The following is a 17,229-nucleotide window of genomic DNA, read 5'->3' on the forward strand; positions in this document are numbered from 1 at the left end:
GAACGCGGCACCGCCGAGGACGAGGGCACCCGTCGTGGCGAGGGTGATGGTGGTCTTGAGGGACTTGCGCATGATGGAGCCTTCCTGATGCGATCTGTCGCGTCGATGCTGTGAGCACGACAGATCGGCCCCGGAGGGGGCGTGTGGAACAGCTGATCGCTGTGTGACCACCACGGATCGTGGTGGTCTGTGGAACGTATTCGGCGGACATGCGAGCCCGGAACGGGCCCGTGTACCCCGATGTTGTCCCCTGGGTGCTGTCCAGCGGTCGTGCGCGGATGGCGAAGGGGGCGACGTCGAGCAACGGTGACGAGTCGCCGACGCGACCAGGTGCTGGGCGGGAGGCTCAGAGCTCGCGTCGCCGGTACACCCGCACGGCGACCGCAGCAGATCCGACGAACAGAGATCCCACCACGACGAGCACGAGCGCCGTGAGCCACGGTGCCGGGGTGAGGACGTCAGCGGGACCGATCCCGGCGAACCACCCGGTTTGCCCGACGATGAACCCGGCCACCGCGATGATGCCGACCGGGATGTAGATCATCGGCCGTCCGCGGGTGAACCCCAGCGCGAAGAACCACGGCAGTTGGACGGCGAACGAGATCCCGACGCAGGCGGCAGCTCCGAGGAGCATCGTCGCGACGAGCGGCCACCCGATGTCCTGGTGGCGGACCGCCCCCGTCACGAGCGTCGTCGCCGTCCCGATGCCCACCGCGACGACGGCGAACACCAGCATCGACAGGTAGCGGCCGAGGACGACGGCGGTGCGGCCGATCGGTGCGATGCCGTAGAGGGTGTCCAGCCGGCCGCGCTCGTCGCCCTGGAACGGGATCGAAGCCGAGACCGCCGTGACGACGGCACCCACGGCGATGCCCATGCCCGGAACCGGCAGGGTGACGCAGAACACGACCGTGAAGAGCAAGGGCAGCAGCACGCGCAGGGGCTGCGTGCGAGCCATCGCGACGAGGTCGAACCGGGCGAAGCGGATGACGGCGGCGCTCATGCGGGGATCTCCTTCCTGGTGGAACGGGTGTCTTCGGCGAGGTGCACGACCACGTCGTCGGTGGTGGCCTGGTCGATGACGACGTCCGGCCCGAACCAGGCCGTGTCGTCGGAGCGGATGAGCCCCTCCCACCGACCGGTGGTGTCGTGCCGGACGCCGATCGTCGACGGCCGCGCGACCTCCGGGAACGCGCCCGCACCGCGGACGACGGCGAAGCGCTCGTGCAGTTCGTCGACCGCACCCTCGTACGCGACCGTCCCGCCGGCGAGCACCACGAGGTGGTCGGCGAGGTCGTCGAGCTCCTCGGTGATGTGCGTCGAGAACAGCACCGTGTGACCGGGGTCGAGGACGAACTCCCGGATCGTGTCGGCGAGCTCGCGCCGTGCCACGGGGTCGAGGCCGCTCGACGGCTCGTCGAGCACGAGCAGCTCGGGATCGTGGGCGAGCGCCATCGCGAGCGAGAGCTTCACCGTCTGCCCGCGCGAGAGTCCGCCGACCCGGTTCCCGGCGGGGACGTCGTACCGGTCGAGCAGCTCGCGGAAGCGGCGGTCGTCCCACCGCTCGTAGAGCAGCCCCGCGTACCGACCGACAGATCCGACCTTCCACTCCGGGGCTGCGCTCACCTGGTCGAGCACGACGCCGATCCGCTCACGGACCCCGGCGTCCTGCGGGCTGCCCGTACCGAAGAGCTCGACGGAGCCGGAGTCCGTGCCGACCAGGCCGAGGATGCTCTTGACGAGGGTCGTCTTGCCGGCGCCGTTCGGCCCGACCAGGCCGGTCACGAGCCCGGTCGGGATCGTGACGTCGACGTCGTGCAGGGCGAAGGTCCCCTGTCGTCTGTGGAGGGAACGGACCGCGATCGCGGTGTCGGTCAGTGTCGGTTCCATGCGTCTTCGACCTTCCGTCGGATGTCGTCGATGGTCATGCGGGCTGCTCGGGCCGCCTGGACGAGTTCGTCGGTCGCGCCGTCGACCCGTGCGGCGAGGGCGGACCCCGCCGCGCCGGCGTCCACGGCTCGAACCACGAAGCCGCGGCCGTGCTCGTTCCGGACCAGCCCCTCGGCCACGAGGTCGTTGTAGGCGCGCGTCACGGTGATGACGCTGACCCGCAGTTCGAGGGCGAGCTGGCGGAGCGACGGCAGGAGCGCACCCTCGGCGAGCTCCCCGGCGTGCACCGCGTTGCGGACCTGGGTCTTGATCTGTTCGTACATCGGCACCGAACTGGTGCTCGAGAGGATGATCCGCAAGCCGTGCTCCAACTGTTTATGTACAGCAGAACAGTACGCATGCAGCAACGGCCAGTCAAGAGGAGCACGATGATGTCGTGACCGATGCGACGACGACGGTGTTCGGGCGAGACGTGCGGACGTGGTCGACCCGACCGGGTGAACGGCTCGCCCGCGCGCACCGGAAGGTCGCGCAGCGGGTCGGTAGCCGCGCGGCGTCGACGATCGGCCTCGTCGTCGGAGGCGTCGTCGTCGCGATGAGCACCGCCGCCGCGATCGCCGTCTACGACGACGTGACCGGTCGGTCCGGGGTGCAGCGGCTCGACGGCCCGGCACTCCGGCTCGGGAAGCGCCTCCGCTCACCGTCGATCAACACGGCCGCGGGGTCGATCGCGTACGGGTTCGGACCGGTCGGCATGCCGCTGCTCACGCTCGGGACCGGCGCCGTGCTGGCGCTCCGGTCCCGCAAGGCCACACCGCTCGCGTTCGTCGCGGCTGCCGGCGGCGGATCCCTGGCGATGACGTTGCTCGGGAAGCGGATCGTCCACCGCAACCGGCCGCCCCGCCGAGACGCGGCGCCGCCGTACGAACACTCGCCGTCGTTCCCGTCCGGACACACGATCAACGCGGCCTCGGTCGGCGCGGTCGTCGCGTACCTGCTCGTGCTGCAGCAGCGGCGGCGCGGGAACGAGATCGCCGTCGCCACCGCTGCCGGCACCACCATCGCGGCGGTGGGGGCGTCCCGTGTCCTGCTCGGCGCGCACTGGTTCACGGACGTCGTGATGGGGTGGACCACCGGCCTCGGCTGGGCCACTGCGGTCATCACCGCGCACCGACTCCACCTGTCGCTCTCCGAGGACCGGGCGGGCGACGCGGGCCAGGCCGGCTGAACGGACGGGAGGCGCGGTGCCAGCTGGCACCGCGCCTCCCGTCCTGTGTCGCGACCGGATCAGACCGTCGCGGTCGCCTCGTCGCGGTGCGGCAGCTTCCAGCCGGGCCGCACGAAGTGGCAGGTGTAGCCGGCCGGGTACTTCTCGAGGTAGTCCTGGTGCTCCTCCTCGGCCTCCCAGAAGGCTCCGGCGGGCTCCACCTCGGTCACGACCCGGCCGGGCCAGATCCCCGAAGCGTCGACGTCCGCGATCGTGTCGCGTGCGACCCGCTCCTGCTCGGGCGAGGTGAAGAAGATCGCCGAGCGGTAGCTGCGGCCGACGTCGTTGCCCTGGCGGTCCTTCGTCGACGGGTCGTGGATCTGGAAGAAGAACTCGAGCAGGTCACGGTACGAGATCACCGACGGGTCGAAGACGATCTCCACCGCTTCGGCGTGGTCGCCGTGGTTCCGGTAGGTCGCGTTCGGGGTGTCGCCACCCGAGTAGCCGACGCGGGTGCTGATGACGCCCGGTCGACGACGGAGGAGCTGCTGCGCTCCCCAGAAGCAGCCGCCGGCGAGGATGGCGGTTTCGGTGGTGGTCATGCTGGCCTCCTTTGGTCGTGCCACTGGTGCGGGCACTGCTCGATGCAACACGGGACGGGGGTTCCCTGTTCCCGTGGTCCGGGGCAGAGTCGGAACATGTCATCCTCCCGCCGGCTGCTGCACGCCCCCCGTGGGGTGTCGCTGACCGTCGCGCCGGGAACGTCTGCGACCGAATCGCCATTGGTGCTCCTGCACGGATCGGACGGCCACGAGACCGACCTGCTGCCGCTTGCCGGTCGCGTCGCGCCCGGCAGCGCGACGATCGCACTCCGTGGCGCGGCGACGACCCCGCTCGGACACGCCTTCTTCGACCGGCGAGCAGATCGGACGATCGACGAAGCGCTGGTCCGCGACCGCATCGATCCGGTCGTCGACGCGATCGAGTTCGTTGAGCCCCTGGTCGGAGCTGATCGGCGCAGGTGGGTGATCGGCTTCTCGAACGGGGCGGTGATGGCAGCAGCCCTGGTCGAGACACGGCCGGACCTGTTCGCCGCAGCGGTCCTCATCCGCCCGGCAGCGCCGTTCCGCTCGGGACCGGTCCCGGTGCGCCTCTCGATGCCGGTTCTGGTGCTCGATGCCCGACACGATGCGCGTCGGACGCCGGAGGACGGGATCGCAGTGGCGAACAGGCTCCGGGACGCTGGCGCCACCGTCCAGCACACGACCCTCGAGGTCGGCCACGGCATCACGCCTGCCGACGAGGAGGTGGTGCGCACCTGGCTCGCCTTGCAGACCCCTTGACAAGAGTCCCGAGAAAGGCAACCATTTGGTTGCATGAAGGATCGCATCGAGACGAACGTGGAGATCACCGCGAGCCGTGAGCGAGTGTGGGAACTCGTGTCCGAGCCCGGGTGGTGGATCAACACCGGCACACTCGGCGGCCACCGGATCGAGCGCAGTGGCGCGGAGTGCACGGTCACCGATGCCACGCTCGGTGCCTTCACGGTCGGCATCGTGGCGCTGGAACCGACAAGCAGGGCGGTCTTCACCTGGCAACCCGGGGGCGACGACGTCCCGCGCACGACGGTGGAGTTCACGCTGACGGAGGTCGATCCGGACACCGTGCGCGTGACCGTCGTCGAGAGCGGCTTCGCGCAGATGGACCCGGATCAGCACCGACGCAACTACGGCGACAACGTGTCGGGCTGGACCGAGGAGCTCGGGCTGCTCCAGCAGCGGTCGGAACAGGTGTCCGATGCCCCTCGCCCCTGAGACGCGGAGCGTCCTCGCCGCACTCTCGGATCCCACCAGGGTCAGCATCTTCGACACCCTGTCGCGCGCTCCCTCGAGCATCACGACACTGTCGCGCGATCTGCCCATCACGCGTCAGGCGACGACCAAGCACCTCGCGGTCCTCGAGACGGTCGGTCTGGTCAGGTCGCACCGCGTCGGACGACAGACCGTGTACGAAGCCGTGCCCGGCCCCTTGGAGCCGGCCGTCGTCGACCTCTCCGAATCCGTCTCCACCTGGACCAGCCAGCTCGCGCTGCTGAAGCGGGTGGCCGAAGCGCAGCGGTGACGGCCCGTCACGCGTTCCGACCACCGGACGGGAGGCACGGGTCGGGCCCGCACCGAGCCTCCAGTCCGGCGGATGGCGGTGCGCTCACTGCCGGTCCCGCCGACCGGTCAGGCGCGGCCAGCGCGTCGGCGGTGGCGGGCGACGACGGTGAGTGCGGTGCCGGCGGCGAGCAGCGCTCCCGCGAACCCGAGGGGGACGGTGGGGTCGCTGCCGGTGGAGGCGAGCTCACGACCTGATCCGTTGCCGGCGCGGACGGCTGCCGCGGTCGGCGTGGACTGGGCGGGCGTCGGCGCTGCTGCCGACGGCGTGGGGGTCGCGGCGGCGCTCGGTTGCACGGTGATGGTGACCGTCTGCGTGTCGTTCGGCGCTGTCCCGTTGGACGCGGTGATCGTCACCTCCGAGGTTCCCGGCGTCGTCGGTGTCCCGCTGATGACACCGGTCGTGCTGTCGATCGTGAGCCCCGCTGGCAGCCCGGCCGCGGTGTACGTCGGGGTCGGGGTGCCCGTCGCGGTCACGGTGTACGAGTAGGGCGTTCCGGCGGTGGCCGGGGTGGGTGCGCCGGAGGAGATCACCGGCGCGGTCGTCTCCGAGGGAGTTCCCGGCGTGGGGCAGCCGCTCGAGGCGGTGATCGTGTTCGTGTCGAGCGTCACCGCACCGGTGCGGGCGAGCAGGCGTCCGACGATGGTGGCGCCGGTGGTCGCGGTCACGGACTGCTGGGCGAGGACGGTGCCCTGGAACTGTGCGCCGCTGCCGATGGTCGCGGAGCTGCCCACCTGCCAGAACACGTTGCACGCGTTCGCGCCGCCCGTGATGGTGATGCGGCTCCCGGATCCGATCGTCAGCGTCGACGCGGCTTGGAAGACCCACACCGAGTTCGCGCTGCCGGCCAGGGTGAGTGCGCCGGTGTCCGCGAGCTGCAGCGCGCCACCGGAGTACACGCCGGGTGACAGCGAGAGCCCGTCGAGCCCGGTGATGCCGGTCCGGGTCGGGGTGAGGGACGCCGCGACGTCGTACGCCGTCGTCGTGTCCCGTTGTGCCTGCGCAGCTGCCGCGTCGGTCTGGTGCACGGTGCCGTTGACGACGCCGTTCGGTGCGGTGCCGAACCCGGTGATCGACGTGCCGGGGGAGACCCCGAGGTCGCCGTTGACGACGGAGGGGCCGGTGTTGGTGACGGCGCTGGCGCCGAGGACGCCGTACGTCGACGCGGTACCGAGGCCCACCGGACCGTCGATCACCGTGGCTGCCGATGCGGACGACGGTGCGGTCACCGCCAGGCACGCCGCGAGACCGAGGCCCGTGAGGACGAGGAGGACCGGTTGGAAGGAACGGGACGTAGCCATGGGAGGCCTCTGTCTGAGCGGGAGAGGCACAAGGCGAACGTCGACGACGCGAACATGATCTCCGGTCTCCGCAGTATGCGCGTCATCCGCCTCGAACGGTGGGGATACCTCGCATCCCAGGCGAACGGTCAGGAACGTCCAGTCCGGTCCTGGCCCGGACTGCTGGACTCGGGACGCGCGCGGCGGAACCGTGCGACGGAGACCACGGCCGAGGTCGCGACGAGCGCGGCGACGACCCCGACCGCCCCGATCGTGAGCGCGTCGGGACGGAGGACCGACTGCCCGCGCAGGGCTTGCCACAACGCGATCGCGGTGACCGCGGCGTAGGCCGATCCTGCGAGGACGACGATGCGCAGGCGCGTCCGCTCCCGCATCGTCGCCGGCAGGACGAGCGCGACCATCGGCAGCACCTGCAACGCGTGCATCCCGATGAAGTGGGACACGCGCAGGTCACCGTGCACGGTGTTCCACCCGAGGAGTGGGATCCCGCCGGATGCGTCGTCACCGCGGACGGAGTGGGAGCCGTAGGTCCCCGATGACGGGTCGGCGAGCTGGGCCGCCGTCGGGACGACCATGAGGAAGCCCACGGACAGGCCGACCAGCGCGATGACGAGCCCGGTCCGGAGCGCCCAGGTCAGGGCCCGGTCCCGCACGGTCGAGGACACGGCCACCGCGCCGCCGACGAACAGGGTGGCGCAGTACATCAGGGTCACCCCGCCTGCCATGAGCTGGTAGAAGAGCTGGTTCGTCGGGGTCGAGACGTTGAAGTGGCTCCCCACACCTCGGACCACCTGGATCGATATCACGACGATCTCCAGGAGGGACGCGGCCGCGCCGATCGTCCCGGCCCACCAGCCGATCCGTCGCAGGACGGGCCGCTGCAGCAGGGACAGCATCCACGCGAGCGTCACCGCGTACAGCGCGAGCGAGACGGAGAACTTGAGCGGTTTCGCCCAGATCGGATCCGCTGCGAGCGTGCGTGGGTCGATGAGCAGTCCGGCGAGGCACACCACCGCCCACACGCACATCGCCGCGGCGAAGACGACGAGCGGGCGGTGCCACGCTCGTACCCCGCGCCGAACCGAGCGCGTGTCGTCGAGGACGATGCTCACGGGCGGGCGTCCACTGCCGTCATCTGCTCGGAGATCGACCAGAGGCGTGCCGCGGTCTCCGGGTCCTGGGCTTGCTTCGACCGGCCGATGACCTCGGCCCCGCCGCGCATGTGCATCATGCGCTGTGGTCCGACGAAGGTCCCGCCGGGCAGGTCGGCGGTCGCCGCCAGGAGGGACGGCAGCGCCCCGTCCTCCGGCTCCTGCCCGAGGATCGGGACGAGACGGTCCCACAGGTTGGGGCGCTGTCCGGCCGGTCGCTGGTAGATGGCCGTCTTCACCAGGCCGGGGTGGGCGGCGAACGCGCGCACGTGGGAACCCGAGGCCAGGAGGCGCCGGTCGAGTTCGGAGGTGAACAGCAGGTTGGCGAGCTTGGAATCGGCGTACGCGCGGCCGCCGTTGTAGGTCCGCCGGTACCAGTCGAGGTCGGTGAGGTCCAGCCGGGCCATGCGTTCCGCTTGGGAGGCGACGGTGACGATCCGGTCGGTGATCCGCGGCAGGAGCAGCGTCGTCAGCAGGAAGTGCCCGAGGTGGTTCGTCCCGAACTGGAGTTCGTGCCCGTCCGCCGTCCGCTGCAGGTCCTTGGACTCGACCCCGGCGTTGTTGACGAGGATCGCGACGGGCTCGTCGACGCCCCCCGCGAAGGCCTCGACCGTCTCGAGCCGGGCGAGGTCGAGGTGCCGAACCCGATGGGTTCCGCGTGTGCCGGGGAACTCGGCTGCGACCGCGCGCCCCTTCTCCTCGTTGCGGACCGCGAGGATGACGCGCGCTCCTGACTCGGCCAACGCGACGGCGGTCGCTCGGCCGATGCCGCTCGTGCCGCCGGTGATGATCACGGTCTCGTCGGTCGGAGCGCGACCGGTCCTGATGTCGTCCATGTCGCCAATGTAGACAGTGACCACTTTGTTGTCAACGTCTACACTGGAGTCATGAGTGGGCAAGCACGTCCGTACCACCACGGGTCACTCCGACAGGAGCTCGTGCGAGAAGGCCGTGCGCTCCTGGTCAAGGAGGGACAGCAGGCCGTGACCGTGCGAGAGCTCGCGCGTCGCGTCGGCGTCAGCCATGGTGCGCCCCTCAGACACTTCCGCGATCGGGACGCCGTGCTCGACGCGATCGCCGCAGACGGCTTCGACGAGCTGCGCGGTCACCTGGAAGTCGCTCGTGGCACCGGGGACCTCGAAGGCCGCCTCACCGAGTACGTCCGGGCACACGTCCGGTTCGCCCAGCAGAACGGTCCGCTCATGCAGCTGATGTTCGCGGCGACCGACGACGGCTCGCACACCGAGCGCGACCCGGAGTCGCAGTCCGCGGCGGAGCGGTTCTTCGCGTTGGGCGCCGAACTGCTCGGTGAGCGCGACCCGGGCTCGATGGGCCCGGTTCCCTTCCTGCTCGCAGCGACGACCGAGGGCATCAGCGCACTGGCCGCGGCCGGCCGGATCCCGCCGGATCGTGTGGACGAGGTCGTCGTCACGGCCGTGCGGATGCTCCTGCCGCAAATCGAGGAGCAGCTCGGCGGCGCCACCACGGCGTGACGAGTGCCCGGTCCGCCGGGGCACTCGTCACGCCGTCAGCAGGGAGTCAGACGCGGCCGAGCATCGCCTCGTTGAGGACGGTGCCGCCGAGCATCCAGCCGCCGTCGGCGACCTCGTCGAGGATCACGAGCGTCGTCGGGCGCGCTCGCTCGCCGTACACGTCGACGATGGCGTCCGTGACCGCGTCCTGCAGCTTCTTCTTCGACTCGGCGGTCAGGGTGTCAGCGGGGATCTTGATGTTGACGAAGGGCATGGTGTTCCTCTCGGTTGGGGTGTCCCGGACGATCCGGGGGTCAGAGTGCGGCGTTCGAGGACAGGAGGTCCTCGATGCCGACACGGCGGTAGAACTCGGCTCGGATGCGGTCCGCGACCGCCGACACGACCTCGCTGCCGTCACGAGACGGGTCGACGTGGACGCGGTGTGGACGACTGCCGTCCGGGAGGCCGACCACGCGGACGATCTCGTCGGCGACGTCCCGCACGTCGGCGTCAGCCGGAACGATCGCGGCGAGGCGGTCGGTCAGGTCCTGTCGGAGCGCCCCGTACTCCACGTCGTGTTCGGCGAGACGGGCGGTGTCCGCCGGGGTCGCGGCGTTCGTGAAGTGGTTCGTCCCCGAGGTGAAGGCGCCGGGGACGACGATCGTGGTGTCGATGCCGAAGCGGACCAGCTCGGCGGCGTAGCTCTCGGCCAGGGCGTCCATGCCGGCCTTCGCCGCGAAGTACGGGGCGAGGAACGGCGGGTGACCGCCTCGGGTCGAGGAACTCCCGACCCACACCACCAGTCCCGACCGTCGCGCGCGCATGTGGGGCAGGACCGCACGGGCGACGCGCTGGGTGCCGACGACGTTGACGTCGTACAGGGCGGCGAACTGCTCCGGTGTGAACGCCTCGGCGGGGCCGTAGGCCATGTGACCGGCGTTCTGCACCAGCACGTCGATCCGCCCGTGGGCATCGGTCACGGCGTCGATCGCCCGGTCGACGGAGTCCTGCGCCTGGACGTCGAGCTCGACCGTGCTGAGCCGGAGGCCCTCGCGGGTGGCGAGCTCCCCGAGCGAGTCCCGGGCGGGCGCGTTCCGGCCGTCGACGGCGCGCATCCCCGCCACGACCACGTTGCCCGCCCGCGCGAGCGCCTCGGCCGTGAGCCGACCGAAGCCGCTGGAGGCACCCGTGACGAGGACGACCCGTGAGCCGGACATCAGACCATCCCGCCGTTCGCACGGATCGTCTGGCCGTTGACCCAGTGGCCGTCGGGCCCGACGAGGAACGCGACGACACCGGCGATGTCCTCCGGCGTGCCGAGGCGCTCGAGGGGCGGGACCTTCGCGAGCGTGTCGATCTGTTCCTGCGTCTTGCCGTCGAGGAAGAGCTCGGTCGCCGTCGGCCCCGGCGCGACCACGTTCGCGGTGACGTCCCGACCACGGAGTTCCTTCGCCAGGATCATCGTCATGCCCTCGACGGCGCTCTTGCTCGCGACGTACGCCCCGTAGGTCGGGAACTGCGTCCCGACGACCGAGGTCGACATGGACACGAACGCGCCACCGGGCCGCAGACGACGGGCAGCCTGCTGCGCGACGACGAAGGTGCCGCGGATGTTCGTCCGGTGCAGTGCGTCGAGGACCTCGAGGTCCTGGTCGGCGATCGTCGACAGTGCGAGCCGTCCAGCGGAGTGGACGACGACGTCGACGCCGCCGTGATCGGCCTCGACCCGGTCGAACATCGCGGCGACGGCGTGCTCGTCGGCCACGTCGGCCTGCACGGCGACGGCGCGACCGCCAGTGGCTTCGATCTCCTCGACGGTGGAGGCGGCGGCCGCTGATCCGCTGGCGTGGTTCACGACGACGGTGAAGCCGTCCGCCGCCAACCGGGTCGCGACCGCGCGACCGATGCCGCGGGAGCCGCCCGTGACCACGGCGACGCGTTGTGGAGTGCTGCTCATTGCGGTTCCTTTCAGTGATATGCGCTTGTGATTTCAGCGCTAGCGGCAGAGTAGCACGGTTACGATCATCGATAGCAACTGCGCTACGATCGCTCCATGGCCCGATCTGACGAAGCACTCCGGAACGCGCTGCTCCGCGCGGCGGAGGAGCAACTCATCGCAGCTCCCGACGGCGACATCGCCACCCGTGCCGTCTGCGAAGCGGTCGGCGTGACCCAACCCGTCCTCTACCGCCTCTTCGGTGACAAGCGCGGGCTGCTCGACGCCCTCGCCGACGCGGGACTGCAGCGGTACGCGGCTCGGAAGGCCGAGCTCGAGGTGTCCGACGACCCGTCAGCAGACCTGCGCCGCGGCTGGGACGACCACCTCGCGTTCGCACGCGAGCACGCGGCGCTCTACCGCCTGATGTTCGCTCCCCGGCCGTGGGCGAGCAGTTCGGCGCGAGACGGCGTGACGGCGTTGCTCGAACGGACGCTGACCCGCTGCGCGGCCGCCGGCGTGCTCCGTGTCGACATCGGCGTCGCGGCGACGATGCTGCTCGCCGCGAACGTCGGACTCGCGCTCGACCGGATGGACACGAACGGCCGCGACGACTCCGACGACGTCGCCGACGCGCTCCGGAACGCGGTCCTCGACGCGGTTCTGCTGGGCTCGTCCAGCGGGGACCAGCACGACGTCGACGCGGCCTCCCGACGTCAGCTCCGCGCGCGGCTCGAGGCAGGCGGATCGAACGCGCTGCTCCCGGAGGAATCCGCGCTCATGCGGCTGTGGCTCGACCGACTCGACTCCGAGGCGGACTCCCGATGATCTCCACCTTCCTCGTCGAACACGCACCGCTCGTCCGCCCGGCGTTCTGGGCGGCCGTCACCGTCGCGGCCGCGCTCGCTTGGATCCTCCAACGCCTGCGGTTCCGCGGCGTGCTGCTGGGACTGTCCGGGGCGTCGCTCGTCGCGGTGCTCGTGCTGACCCTGCTGCCCGACGGCGCCCGGTCGGGAGGCATCACCTGCACCGTGCAGTTCTCCGCGCCGTTCCAGGGCATCGACACGCTCGCCAACGTCGCGATGCTGCTGCCGCTCGTGCTCTTCCTCGGAACGGCGACGAACCGCCCCCTCGTCGTCCTCGCCGGTGCGGTCGCGCTCTCCGTCGCGATCGAGGTCGTGCAGGCACTCGCGCCGGTGCTCGGTCGACGCTGCGACACGAACGACTGGTTCATGAACGCCGTCGGAGCGGTCCTCGCCGCCCTAGTCGCCCTCGTCATCTGCAGGACCGATCGACGTCGCAGGAGCGCCACCGTCGCCCAGTGACTGAAGTGCGCCGCGACGGCGGTTTCGCTACCGCAAGAGCGCGCGCAGCCGCTCGGCGTCGACGGACCCCGCGTCCGCGTGGTGGACCACGAGCGCCAGACCGTCCGTGCCGCTGACCTCCAGACGGTCGCGGTTCAGCGTGAGCGGCCCGACGTGGGGGTGCACGATCCGCACCGTTCCGCTGCTCTGCCCCTGCACCTCGTGCCGCGCCCACAGTTCACGGAACCGCGGGTTCCCGGCGAGCGCCGTGATCAGCTCCTCGAAGCGCCGATCCCCGTCGTTGCCGATGACCTGCCGCAGGCTCCCGACGAAGCACTCGGTCAAGCTCGTCCAGTCCGGGTACATCGCCTGCTCGGACGGGTCCTCGAACAGGGCGAGCAACTGGTTACCACCGACGTCGAACCGGGTCGAGAGCGCCCGCGCCCACTCGTTCGACGCGACGACGTCGAAGTGCCGGTCCTCGATGAACGCCGGCTGGTCGATCGAGTCGAGGAGCTTCCGGACGCTGTCCGGCACCTCGGTCGCTCCCTGCCGCGGACGACGGTGCGCCGGGTCGTCTCCGCCGAGGCCGAGCAGGTGCGCACGGTGGTCGTCGTCGAGCCGGAGGACGCGGGCCAGGGAGTCGAGCACCTGCACGGACGGGTTCCGGTCGCGTCCCTTCTCGAGCCGCAGGTAGTAGTCGGCACTGATGCCGGCGAGCATCGCCACTTCCTCGCGACGGAGGCCGGGCACCCGCCGGACGCCGATCACGGAGATGCCGGCGACCTCCGGCGTGACGAGCTCTCGACGGGCGCGGAGATACTCCCCGAGGGGGTTACTCCGCCCTGCAGGAGGGTGCTGGTCGAGCGGGAGTCCCGCGGGACCCCCCGGGACGAGAGGGCTCTGGGAGCAGGACGTCAGCGCGCATACCGTCGACAACGGCCGACCCCGGCACAGCATTTCGAGAGGACCCACGCATGACCGTCACCCTGATCACCGGCGCCAACAAGGGCATCGGACTCGCGACCGCCCGCCAGCTGACCGACCTCGGGCACACCGTCTACATCGGCGCCCGCGATGCCGAGCGCGGTGCCAGGGCGGCCGAGTCGATCGGTGCGCGGTCGGTGCAGCTCGACGTGACCGACGACGACTCGGTCCGCGCCGCCCTCGCCACGATCGACGCCGCCGAGGGGCGCCTCGACGTGCTCGTCCACAACGCGGGCGTGCTCGACACCACGGTCGACGGCCCGACCGCCCTCCGCTCGTTCGACACGAACGCCGTCGGCATCGTCCGCGTCACCGAGGCAGCGCTCCCGCTCCTCCAGCGCTCCGACGACCCGAACGTCGTCACGGTGTCGAGCAGCGCCGGCTCGTTCTGGGCGGTGACCAACCCGGAGCGCGTCGAGTCGACCCTGCCGTTGCCGCTGTACTCCGCGTCCAAGGCGGCGGCCACGATGCTGACCGTGCAGTACGCGAAGGCACACCCCGCGATCCGGTTCAACGCGGTCGAGCCGGGTCCGACCGCGACGGACATGACCGCGGGGTTCGGCATCGGTCGGCCGGTCGAGGAGAGCGCACGGGTCGTCGTGCGCCTCGCGACGCTCGGCGCGGACGGTCCGACGGGCACCCTCCAGGACGAAGGCGGCCCGCTCGCCTGGTGACGGACCAACGGGACCAGCAGCGGACTGGAGGCACGGTGCGGGCCCGCACCGAGCCTCCCGTCCGGTGGGTGGTCGCGACGGTCAGCTCGTGGTGACCACCGAGTAGGCGGTGTCCCGTGCCGCCTCGTGCTCAGCGAGGCGCGCCCGGAGCGCCCCTCGGACGTCCTCGTAGGTGTCCGAACCGAGCGGCAACCGGAGCACCCTCGAGCCGGAGTCCACGTGCGCGATGATCGCGGCGGCGATCTTCTCCGGGTCGTTCGGCAGCGGGAACCCGCCGTCCGCCAGCGCGCGCCGGACGTCACCGGCAGGGGTCGCGTCGTACGCCTCCATGACGGGCGCACGGTCCAGCCCGCTCCCGAAGCCGGTCGGCGTCGCGCCGGGCTCGACGATGGTCACGGTGATGCCGAACGGCGCCACCTCGGCGGCGAGGGTCTGCGCGAAGCCCTCGATGCCCCACTTCGACGCGTGGTAGTAGCTGAAGTTCGGGTACGTGGTCTGTCCACCGGCGGTCGAAACCTGCATGATGTGCCCCGAACCCTGCGCCCGGAGGTGGGGGAGTGCCGCGCGGACGACCCGGATCGAGCCGAGCAGGTTCGTGTCGACGACGCGCTCGATCTGCTCGTCCGACGCCTCCTCCACCGAGGCGAAGACGCCGTAGCCGGCGTTGTTCACGACGACGTCGATCGTGCCGAGCTCGGCGAACGCGCGATCGACGACCTCGCGGACCTCGTCGGGATCCGTGACGTCCAGCCGCGCGACCCAGAGGCGGTCACCGAAGCGCTCGCGGAGGTCGTCGAGCACTTCGGGCCGACGGAGCGTCGCCGCGACGCGGTCTCCACGGGCGAGGAGCTGTTCGGTGAGGAGCCGACCGAAACCGGTCGACGTGCCGGTGATGAACCAGGTGGTCATGGTGTCCTTCCACGCCGGGAGTCTCTCGGCGACATGAGCACGGTAGGAGTTCGAGTCGACTCGAGGTCAAGTGCTTATGCTCGGCACATGACGACGACCCAGGAGCGCACCTTCACCATCGGCGAGGTCGGCGAGCAGACCGGGCTCACCACCCACACCCTCCGCTTCTACGAGAAGGAGGGGCTCTTCCCGATGCCGGTGCGCCGTGACTCGGCCGGCCGCCGTGTGTTCTCGGTCGAGGACGTCGAGTGGCTGCGGGTCTGCACGAAACTGCGGTCGTCCGGCATGCCGTTGCCGTCGATCCGGGCGTACGTCGAACTCGTCGTCGCCGGACCCGGGAACGAGCACGAACGACTCGCCGTCCTCCAGGAGCACGAGGAGAACGTCCGGCGGCAGGTGGCCGACCTGCAGGACGCGCTCGCGGTGATCCACCACAAGGTGGACCTCTACCAGCGGCGGCTTTCCGAGGGCACGGCGGACGGGCTGTGGCGGAACGGGCCGGAGTGCGACTGAGGCTCAGGCCGATCGGTCGGTCTGGGCGATCCCGAGTGCCATCCGGAGATCGCGCGCGTACACCTCCGGCTGTTCCCAAGCCGCGAAGTGACCGCCGTGCGAGTGCGTCAGGTACTCCCTGACGTTCACGAACCGTTCGGCGAACTCGCGCGGTGCGGGTTTCGTGTCGTGGCCGAACACGCTGAGGACGGTCGGCGTCGCGACGTACGGTACGGGCGGCACGAAGGATGCGTACGTGGCGAACGACGACCCGATCGTGTTGGTGAACCAGTACGCGCTGATCCACTCGAGCGCGTGCTGCGCGGACGGCGGCTCGTCGCTCCAGCTGGTCAGCTTCTCGAGGAGCCAGGCAGCGAGGCCGGCCGGTGAATCGCTCAGGCCCACGGCGAGCGTGCCCGGAGCGCTCGACTGCGCCGCGACGTACGCTCCCTCCGACCGTGACCAGCGAACGACCAGGTCGAGGTAGTCGAGTTCGAGGTCGGACATGCCCGTTCGGTCCGCGAACACAGCGTGCAGCGGCGAGATGTTCGTCAGGTGCAGGCTGGCAACGGCAGCCGGGTGGTGGACGGCCAGGTGCTCGGCGACGTCAGCGCCGACGTCGCCCGCAGAGACCGTGTAGGTGTCGTACCCGAGTTGGTCCATCACTGCTGCCACTGCCGTCGCGATCGATGCGGTGTCGATGGGACCAGGAGACCACGGGGCGGCGAAGGGGAACCCCGGGAGGGCGGGGACGACGACGTGCACGTCCTCGAGGAGCGGCAGAACCCGTTCGTACCGCAGGACGGAGTCCGGCCAACCATGCAGGAGCACGACGACCGGGGCGTCGGCTCGTTCCGCACGCTGGTGGACGAACGCCAGGGCGCCGACACGTTCCCACGGCATTGCAGCCACGCGGCGTTCGACGGCATGCCAGTCGAAATCGGATCGCCAAGCCGCGAGGAGGTCGGCCAGGGCGGTTCGGTCGACGCCCACCGACGCCGGTCCGTCGACGAGCACCGGCGGACGGCGCCGATCGAGGCGTTGCCGCAGGTCGGCGATCGCTGCATCGTCCACACGAGGGAGGTTCTCCGTCATGTGTACGAGCATACACATCATGTGTTCACGTGTACACTCAGCCGTGCGACCCGGTACTGTCAGCGGATGGGCACTCCCGGGCAGGTCAAGGACGCGAGCAGGACGCGGGCGCGGATCCTGTCCGCGGCTGCTCGCGAGTTCAGCCGGGACGGCTACCAGGCGACCACCGTGCGGTCCATCGCGGCGGCCGCCGAGGTGTCGCCGAACCTCATCACCCGGTACTTCGGCGGGAAGGAGGGGCTCTTCGACGCGGTCGCGGAGATCGACCTCGGCGTCGATCGCTTCGCCAGGGGCCCTCTCGAGACCATCGGCGAGCGCCTCAGCGACTCGGTCGTGACGCGGTGGAGCCGACTCGAGGACGGAGACCCGCTGGTGGCCCTGCTGCGTGCATCCGGAGAGCACCCCCCGTCGGCCGCCAGGCTCGCAGCCTTCCTCGACTCGGAGTCGTTGGCGCCGATGCAGCGACAGCTCGAGGAACACGGCCTGCCTCCGGAAGACGCGGCCGCACGTGCACGAGCGGTCGATGTCTTCCTCCTCGGCGTCACGGCCCGCTTCCGCATGCTCCGCGACGAGTTCGAGGACACCCCGGCGACACGGACCTGGATCGCGCAGTCCGTGCAGCGACTCGTCAGCGGGCACTGAAGGTCAGGC

At 70.7% G+C, this 17,229-nt stretch carries 23 protein-coding genes; 10 read left to right on the forward strand and 13 right to left on the reverse strand.

The window, feature by feature from the left end:
* Positions 1–346: 346 nt before the first annotated feature.
* Genes ACO0E1_RS14710 through ACO0E1_RS14720 form a run of 3 tightly spaced genes read right to left on the reverse strand, consistent with a single transcriptional unit; the run spans position 347 to position 2,249 of the window.
* Entirely contained in the window at positions 347–1,003 is a 657-nt protein-coding gene (locus tag ACO0E1_RS14710) for an ABC-2 transporter permease (RefSeq protein WP_422874878.1), read from the reverse strand.
* On the reverse strand, positions 1,000–1,890 hold the full coding sequence (locus ACO0E1_RS14715) for an ABC transporter ATP-binding protein (RefSeq protein ID WP_422874879.1): 891 nt from the start codon (positions 1,888–1,890) through the stop codon (positions 1,000–1,002). The genes ACO0E1_RS14710 and ACO0E1_RS14715 overlap by 4 nt, the downstream gene beginning before the upstream one ends.
* Positions 1,875–2,249: a GntR family transcriptional regulator gene (locus ACO0E1_RS14720; protein ID WP_281266246.1), complete on the reverse strand. Its 375-nt coding sequence runs from the start codon at positions 2,247–2,249 to the stop codon at positions 1,875–1,877. The genes ACO0E1_RS14715 and ACO0E1_RS14720 overlap by 16 nt, the downstream gene beginning before the upstream one ends.
* 77 nt (positions 2,250–2,326) lie before the next feature.
* Between ACO0E1_RS14720 and ACO0E1_RS14725 the strand changes: the two genes are divergently transcribed.
* Positions 2,327–3,118, forward strand: a complete 792-nt coding sequence (locus tag ACO0E1_RS14725; protein ID WP_422874880.1) for a phosphatase PAP2 family protein — start codon at positions 2,327–2,329, stop codon at positions 3,116–3,118.
* A 59-nt stretch (positions 3,119–3,177) separates the two neighbouring features.
* Here ACO0E1_RS14725 and msrA read toward each other — a convergent pair whose 3' ends face one another.
* Complete coding sequence (msrA, locus tag ACO0E1_RS14730; RefSeq protein ID WP_422874881.1) at positions 3,178–3,699, reverse strand: peptide-methionine (S)-S-oxide reductase MsrA; 522 nt, start codon at positions 3,697–3,699, stop codon at positions 3,178–3,180.
* Positions 3,700–3,795: 96 nt separating this feature from the next.
* On the opposite strand from msrA, the gene ACO0E1_RS14735 reads away from it, so the two are divergent.
* Genes ACO0E1_RS14735 through ACO0E1_RS14745 form a run of 3 tightly spaced genes read left to right on the forward strand, consistent with a single transcriptional unit; the run spans position 3,796 to position 5,218 of the window.
* Entirely contained in the window at positions 3,796–4,440 is a 645-nt protein-coding gene (locus ACO0E1_RS14735; protein ID WP_422874882.1) for an alpha/beta hydrolase, read from the forward strand.
* 33 nt (positions 4,441–4,473) lie between these two features.
* Positions 4,474–4,911: an SRPBCC domain-containing protein gene (locus ACO0E1_RS14740; protein ID WP_422874883.1), complete on the forward strand. Its 438-nt coding sequence runs from the start codon at positions 4,474–4,476 to the stop codon at positions 4,909–4,911.
* Positions 4,895–5,218 (forward strand): ArsR/SmtB family transcription factor, encoded by a 324-nt coding sequence (locus ACO0E1_RS14745; RefSeq protein ID WP_422874884.1) that lies wholly within the window; start codon positions 4,895–4,897, stop codon positions 5,216–5,218. The genes ACO0E1_RS14740 and ACO0E1_RS14745 overlap by 17 nt, the downstream gene beginning before the upstream one ends.
* A 107-nt stretch (positions 5,219–5,325) precedes the next feature.
* On the opposite strand, the gene ACO0E1_RS14750 is transcribed toward ACO0E1_RS14745, so the two are convergent.
* From ACO0E1_RS14750 to ACO0E1_RS14760, 3 genes are all read right to left on the reverse strand, one after another.
* Positions 5,326–6,558, reverse strand: a complete 1,233-nt coding sequence (locus tag ACO0E1_RS14750) for an ice-binding family protein (RefSeq protein ID WP_422874885.1) — start codon at positions 6,556–6,558, stop codon at positions 5,326–5,328.
* Between the two features lie 128 nt (positions 6,559–6,686).
* Positions 6,687–7,670, reverse strand: coding sequence for a hypothetical protein (locus ACO0E1_RS14755; protein ID WP_422874886.1), 984 nt, complete (start codon positions 7,668–7,670; stop codon positions 6,687–6,689).
* On the reverse strand, positions 7,667–8,545 hold the full coding sequence (locus tag ACO0E1_RS14760) for an SDR family NAD(P)-dependent oxidoreductase (RefSeq protein WP_422874887.1): 879 nt from the start codon (positions 8,543–8,545) through the stop codon (positions 7,667–7,669). The genes ACO0E1_RS14755 and ACO0E1_RS14760 overlap by 4 nt, the downstream gene beginning before the upstream one ends.
* A gap of 51 nt (positions 8,546–8,596) precedes the next feature.
* On the opposite strand from ACO0E1_RS14760, the gene ACO0E1_RS14765 reads away from it, so the two are divergent.
* The gene (locus tag ACO0E1_RS14765; protein WP_422874888.1) at positions 8,597–9,202 is read left to right on the forward strand and encodes a TetR/AcrR family transcriptional regulator; all 606 of its coding nucleotides are present in this window, start codon (positions 8,597–8,599) and stop codon (positions 9,200–9,202) included.
* A gap of 46 nt (positions 9,203–9,248) precedes the next feature.
* Here the strand turns inward: ACO0E1_RS14765 and ACO0E1_RS14770 are convergent, their stop codons facing one another.
* Genes ACO0E1_RS14770 through ACO0E1_RS14780 form a run of 3 tightly spaced genes read right to left on the reverse strand, consistent with a single transcriptional unit; the run spans position 9,249 to position 11,138 of the window.
* Positions 9,249–9,455 (reverse strand): tautomerase family protein, encoded by a 207-nt coding sequence (locus ACO0E1_RS14770; RefSeq protein WP_422874889.1) that lies wholly within the window; start codon positions 9,453–9,455, stop codon positions 9,249–9,251.
* Between the two features lie 40 nt (positions 9,456–9,495).
* A complete protein-coding gene (locus tag ACO0E1_RS14775) occupies positions 9,496–10,398 on the reverse strand; it encodes an SDR family oxidoreductase (RefSeq protein ID WP_422874890.1) in 903 nt (300 codons plus the stop codon).
* Positions 10,398–11,138: an SDR family oxidoreductase gene (locus ACO0E1_RS14780; RefSeq protein ID WP_422874891.1), complete on the reverse strand. Its 741-nt coding sequence runs from the start codon at positions 11,136–11,138 to the stop codon at positions 10,398–10,400. Before ACO0E1_RS14780 ends, ACO0E1_RS14775 begins: the two co-directional genes overlap by 1 nt.
* Before the next feature lie 96 nt (positions 11,139–11,234).
* On the opposite strand from ACO0E1_RS14780, the gene ACO0E1_RS14785 reads away from it, so the two are divergent.
* Together ACO0E1_RS14785 and ACO0E1_RS14790 are read left to right on the forward strand one after the other, a co-directional pair.
* The gene (locus tag ACO0E1_RS14785) at positions 11,235–11,945 is read left to right on the forward strand and encodes a TetR/AcrR family transcriptional regulator (protein WP_422874892.1); all 711 of its coding nucleotides are present in this window, start codon (positions 11,235–11,237) and stop codon (positions 11,943–11,945) included.
* The gene (locus tag ACO0E1_RS14790; RefSeq protein WP_422874893.1) at positions 11,942–12,442 is read left to right on the forward strand and encodes a VanZ family protein; all 501 of its coding nucleotides are present in this window, start codon (positions 11,942–11,944) and stop codon (positions 12,440–12,442) included. Before ACO0E1_RS14785 ends, ACO0E1_RS14790 begins: the two co-directional genes overlap by 4 nt.
* Before the next feature lie 27 nt (positions 12,443–12,469).
* On the opposite strand, the gene ACO0E1_RS14795 is transcribed toward ACO0E1_RS14790, so the two are convergent.
* The gene (locus tag ACO0E1_RS14795) at positions 12,470–13,381 is read right to left on the reverse strand and encodes a helix-turn-helix transcriptional regulator (RefSeq protein ID WP_422875002.1); all 912 of its coding nucleotides are present in this window, start codon (positions 13,379–13,381) and stop codon (positions 12,470–12,472) included.
* A gap of 17 nt (positions 13,382–13,398) precedes the next feature.
* Between ACO0E1_RS14795 and ACO0E1_RS14800 the strand changes: the two genes are divergently transcribed.
* Positions 13,399–14,082 carry an SDR family NAD(P)-dependent oxidoreductase gene (locus ACO0E1_RS14800; RefSeq protein WP_422874894.1) on the forward strand — a complete coding sequence of 228 codons (684 nt, stop codon included), beginning with the start codon at positions 13,399–13,401 and terminating at the stop codon, positions 14,080–14,082.
* A gap of 81 nt (positions 14,083–14,163) precedes the next feature.
* Here ACO0E1_RS14800 and ACO0E1_RS14805 read toward each other — a convergent pair whose 3' ends face one another.
* Positions 14,164–14,991 carry an SDR family oxidoreductase gene (locus tag ACO0E1_RS14805; RefSeq protein ID WP_422874895.1) on the reverse strand — a complete coding sequence of 276 codons (828 nt, stop codon included), beginning with the start codon at positions 14,989–14,991 and terminating at the stop codon, positions 14,164–14,166.
* 87 nt (positions 14,992–15,078) lie between these two features.
* On the opposite strand from ACO0E1_RS14805, the gene ACO0E1_RS14810 reads away from it, so the two are divergent.
* Positions 15,079–15,504, forward strand: coding sequence for a MerR family transcriptional regulator (locus ACO0E1_RS14810; protein ID WP_422874896.1), 426 nt, complete (start codon positions 15,079–15,081; stop codon positions 15,502–15,504).
* 3 nt (positions 15,505–15,507) lie between these two features.
* Here the strand turns inward: ACO0E1_RS14810 and ACO0E1_RS14815 are convergent, their stop codons facing one another.
* A complete protein-coding gene (locus ACO0E1_RS14815) occupies positions 15,508–16,578 on the reverse strand; it encodes an alpha/beta fold hydrolase (RefSeq protein ID WP_422874897.1) in 1,071 nt (356 codons plus the stop codon).
* 66 nt (positions 16,579–16,644) lie between these two features.
* Here ACO0E1_RS14815 and ACO0E1_RS14820 point away from each other — a divergent pair, with 66 nt between their 5' ends.
* Positions 16,645–17,220, forward strand: a complete 576-nt coding sequence (locus ACO0E1_RS14820; RefSeq protein WP_422874898.1) for a TetR/AcrR family transcriptional regulator — start codon at positions 16,645–16,647, stop codon at positions 17,218–17,220.
* Positions 17,221–17,229 lie beyond the last annotated feature (9 nt).

The sequence above is a fragment of the Curtobacterium guangdongense genome, from assembly GCF_049341845.1.
Taxonomy (GTDB): domain Bacteria; phylum Actinomycetota; class Actinomycetes; order Actinomycetales; family Microbacteriaceae; genus Curtobacterium; species Curtobacterium guangdongense.

Coding starts and splice junctions, on each gene's coding strand:
- ACO0E1_RS14710 (WP_422874878.1), bottom strand. CDS start 1,003: ATGAGCGCCGCCGTCATCCGCTTCGCCCGGTTCGACCTCGTCGCGATG.
- ACO0E1_RS14715 (WP_422874879.1), bottom strand. CDS start 1,890: ATGGAACCGACACTGACCGACACCGCGATCGCGGTCCGTTCCCTCCAC.
- msrA (WP_422874881.1), bottom strand. CDS start 3,699: ATGACCACCACCGAAACCGCCATCCTCGCCGGCGGCTGCTTCTGGGGA.
- ACO0E1_RS14735 (WP_422874882.1), top strand. CDS start 3,796: ATGTCATCCTCCCGCCGGCTGCTGCACGCCCCCCGTGGGGTGTCGCTG.
- ACO0E1_RS14740 (WP_422874883.1), top strand. CDS start 4,474: ATGAAGGATCGCATCGAGACGAACGTGGAGATCACCGCGAGCCGTGAG.
- ACO0E1_RS14745 (WP_422874884.1), top strand. CDS start 4,895: ATGCCCCTCGCCCCTGAGACGCGGAGCGTCCTCGCCGCACTCTCGGAT.
- ACO0E1_RS14750 (WP_422874885.1), bottom strand. CDS start 6,558: ATGGCTACGTCCCGTTCCTTCCAACCGGTCCTCCTCGTCCTCACGGGC.
- ACO0E1_RS14760 (WP_422874887.1), bottom strand. CDS start 8,545: ATGGACGACATCAGGACCGGTCGCGCTCCGACCGACGAGACCGTGATC.
- ACO0E1_RS14765 (WP_422874888.1), top strand. CDS start 8,597: ATGAGTGGGCAAGCACGTCCGTACCACCACGGGTCACTCCGACAGGAG.
- ACO0E1_RS14770 (WP_422874889.1), bottom strand. CDS start 9,455: ATGCCCTTCGTCAACATCAAGATCCCCGCTGACACCCTGACCGCCGAG.
- ACO0E1_RS14775 (WP_422874890.1), bottom strand. CDS start 10,398: ATGTCCGGCTCACGGGTCGTCCTCGTCACGGGTGCCTCCAGCGGCTTC.
- ACO0E1_RS14780 (WP_422874891.1), bottom strand. CDS start 11,138: ATGAGCAGCACTCCACAACGCGTCGCCGTGGTCACGGGCGGCTCCCGC.
- ACO0E1_RS14785 (WP_422874892.1), top strand. CDS start 11,235: ATGGCCCGATCTGACGAAGCACTCCGGAACGCGCTGCTCCGCGCGGCG.
- ACO0E1_RS14790 (WP_422874893.1), top strand. CDS start 11,942: ATGATCTCCACCTTCCTCGTCGAACACGCACCGCTCGTCCGCCCGGCG.
- ACO0E1_RS14795 (WP_422875002.1), bottom strand. CDS start 13,381: ATGCTGTGCCGGGGTCGGCCGTTGTCGACGGTATGCGCGCTGACGTCC.
- ACO0E1_RS14800 (WP_422874894.1), top strand. CDS start 13,399: ATGACCGTCACCCTGATCACCGGCGCCAACAAGGGCATCGGACTCGCG.
- ACO0E1_RS14805 (WP_422874895.1), bottom strand. CDS start 14,991: ATGACCACCTGGTTCATCACCGGCACGTCGACCGGTTTCGGTCGGCTC.
- ACO0E1_RS14810 (WP_422874896.1), top strand. CDS start 15,079: ATGACGACGACCCAGGAGCGCACCTTCACCATCGGCGAGGTCGGCGAG.
- ACO0E1_RS14815 (WP_422874897.1), bottom strand. CDS start 16,578: ATGACGGAGAACCTCCCTCGTGTGGACGATGCAGCGATCGCCGACCTG.
- ACO0E1_RS14820 (WP_422874898.1), top strand. CDS start 16,645: ATGGGCACTCCCGGGCAGGTCAAGGACGCGAGCAGGACGCGGGCGCGG.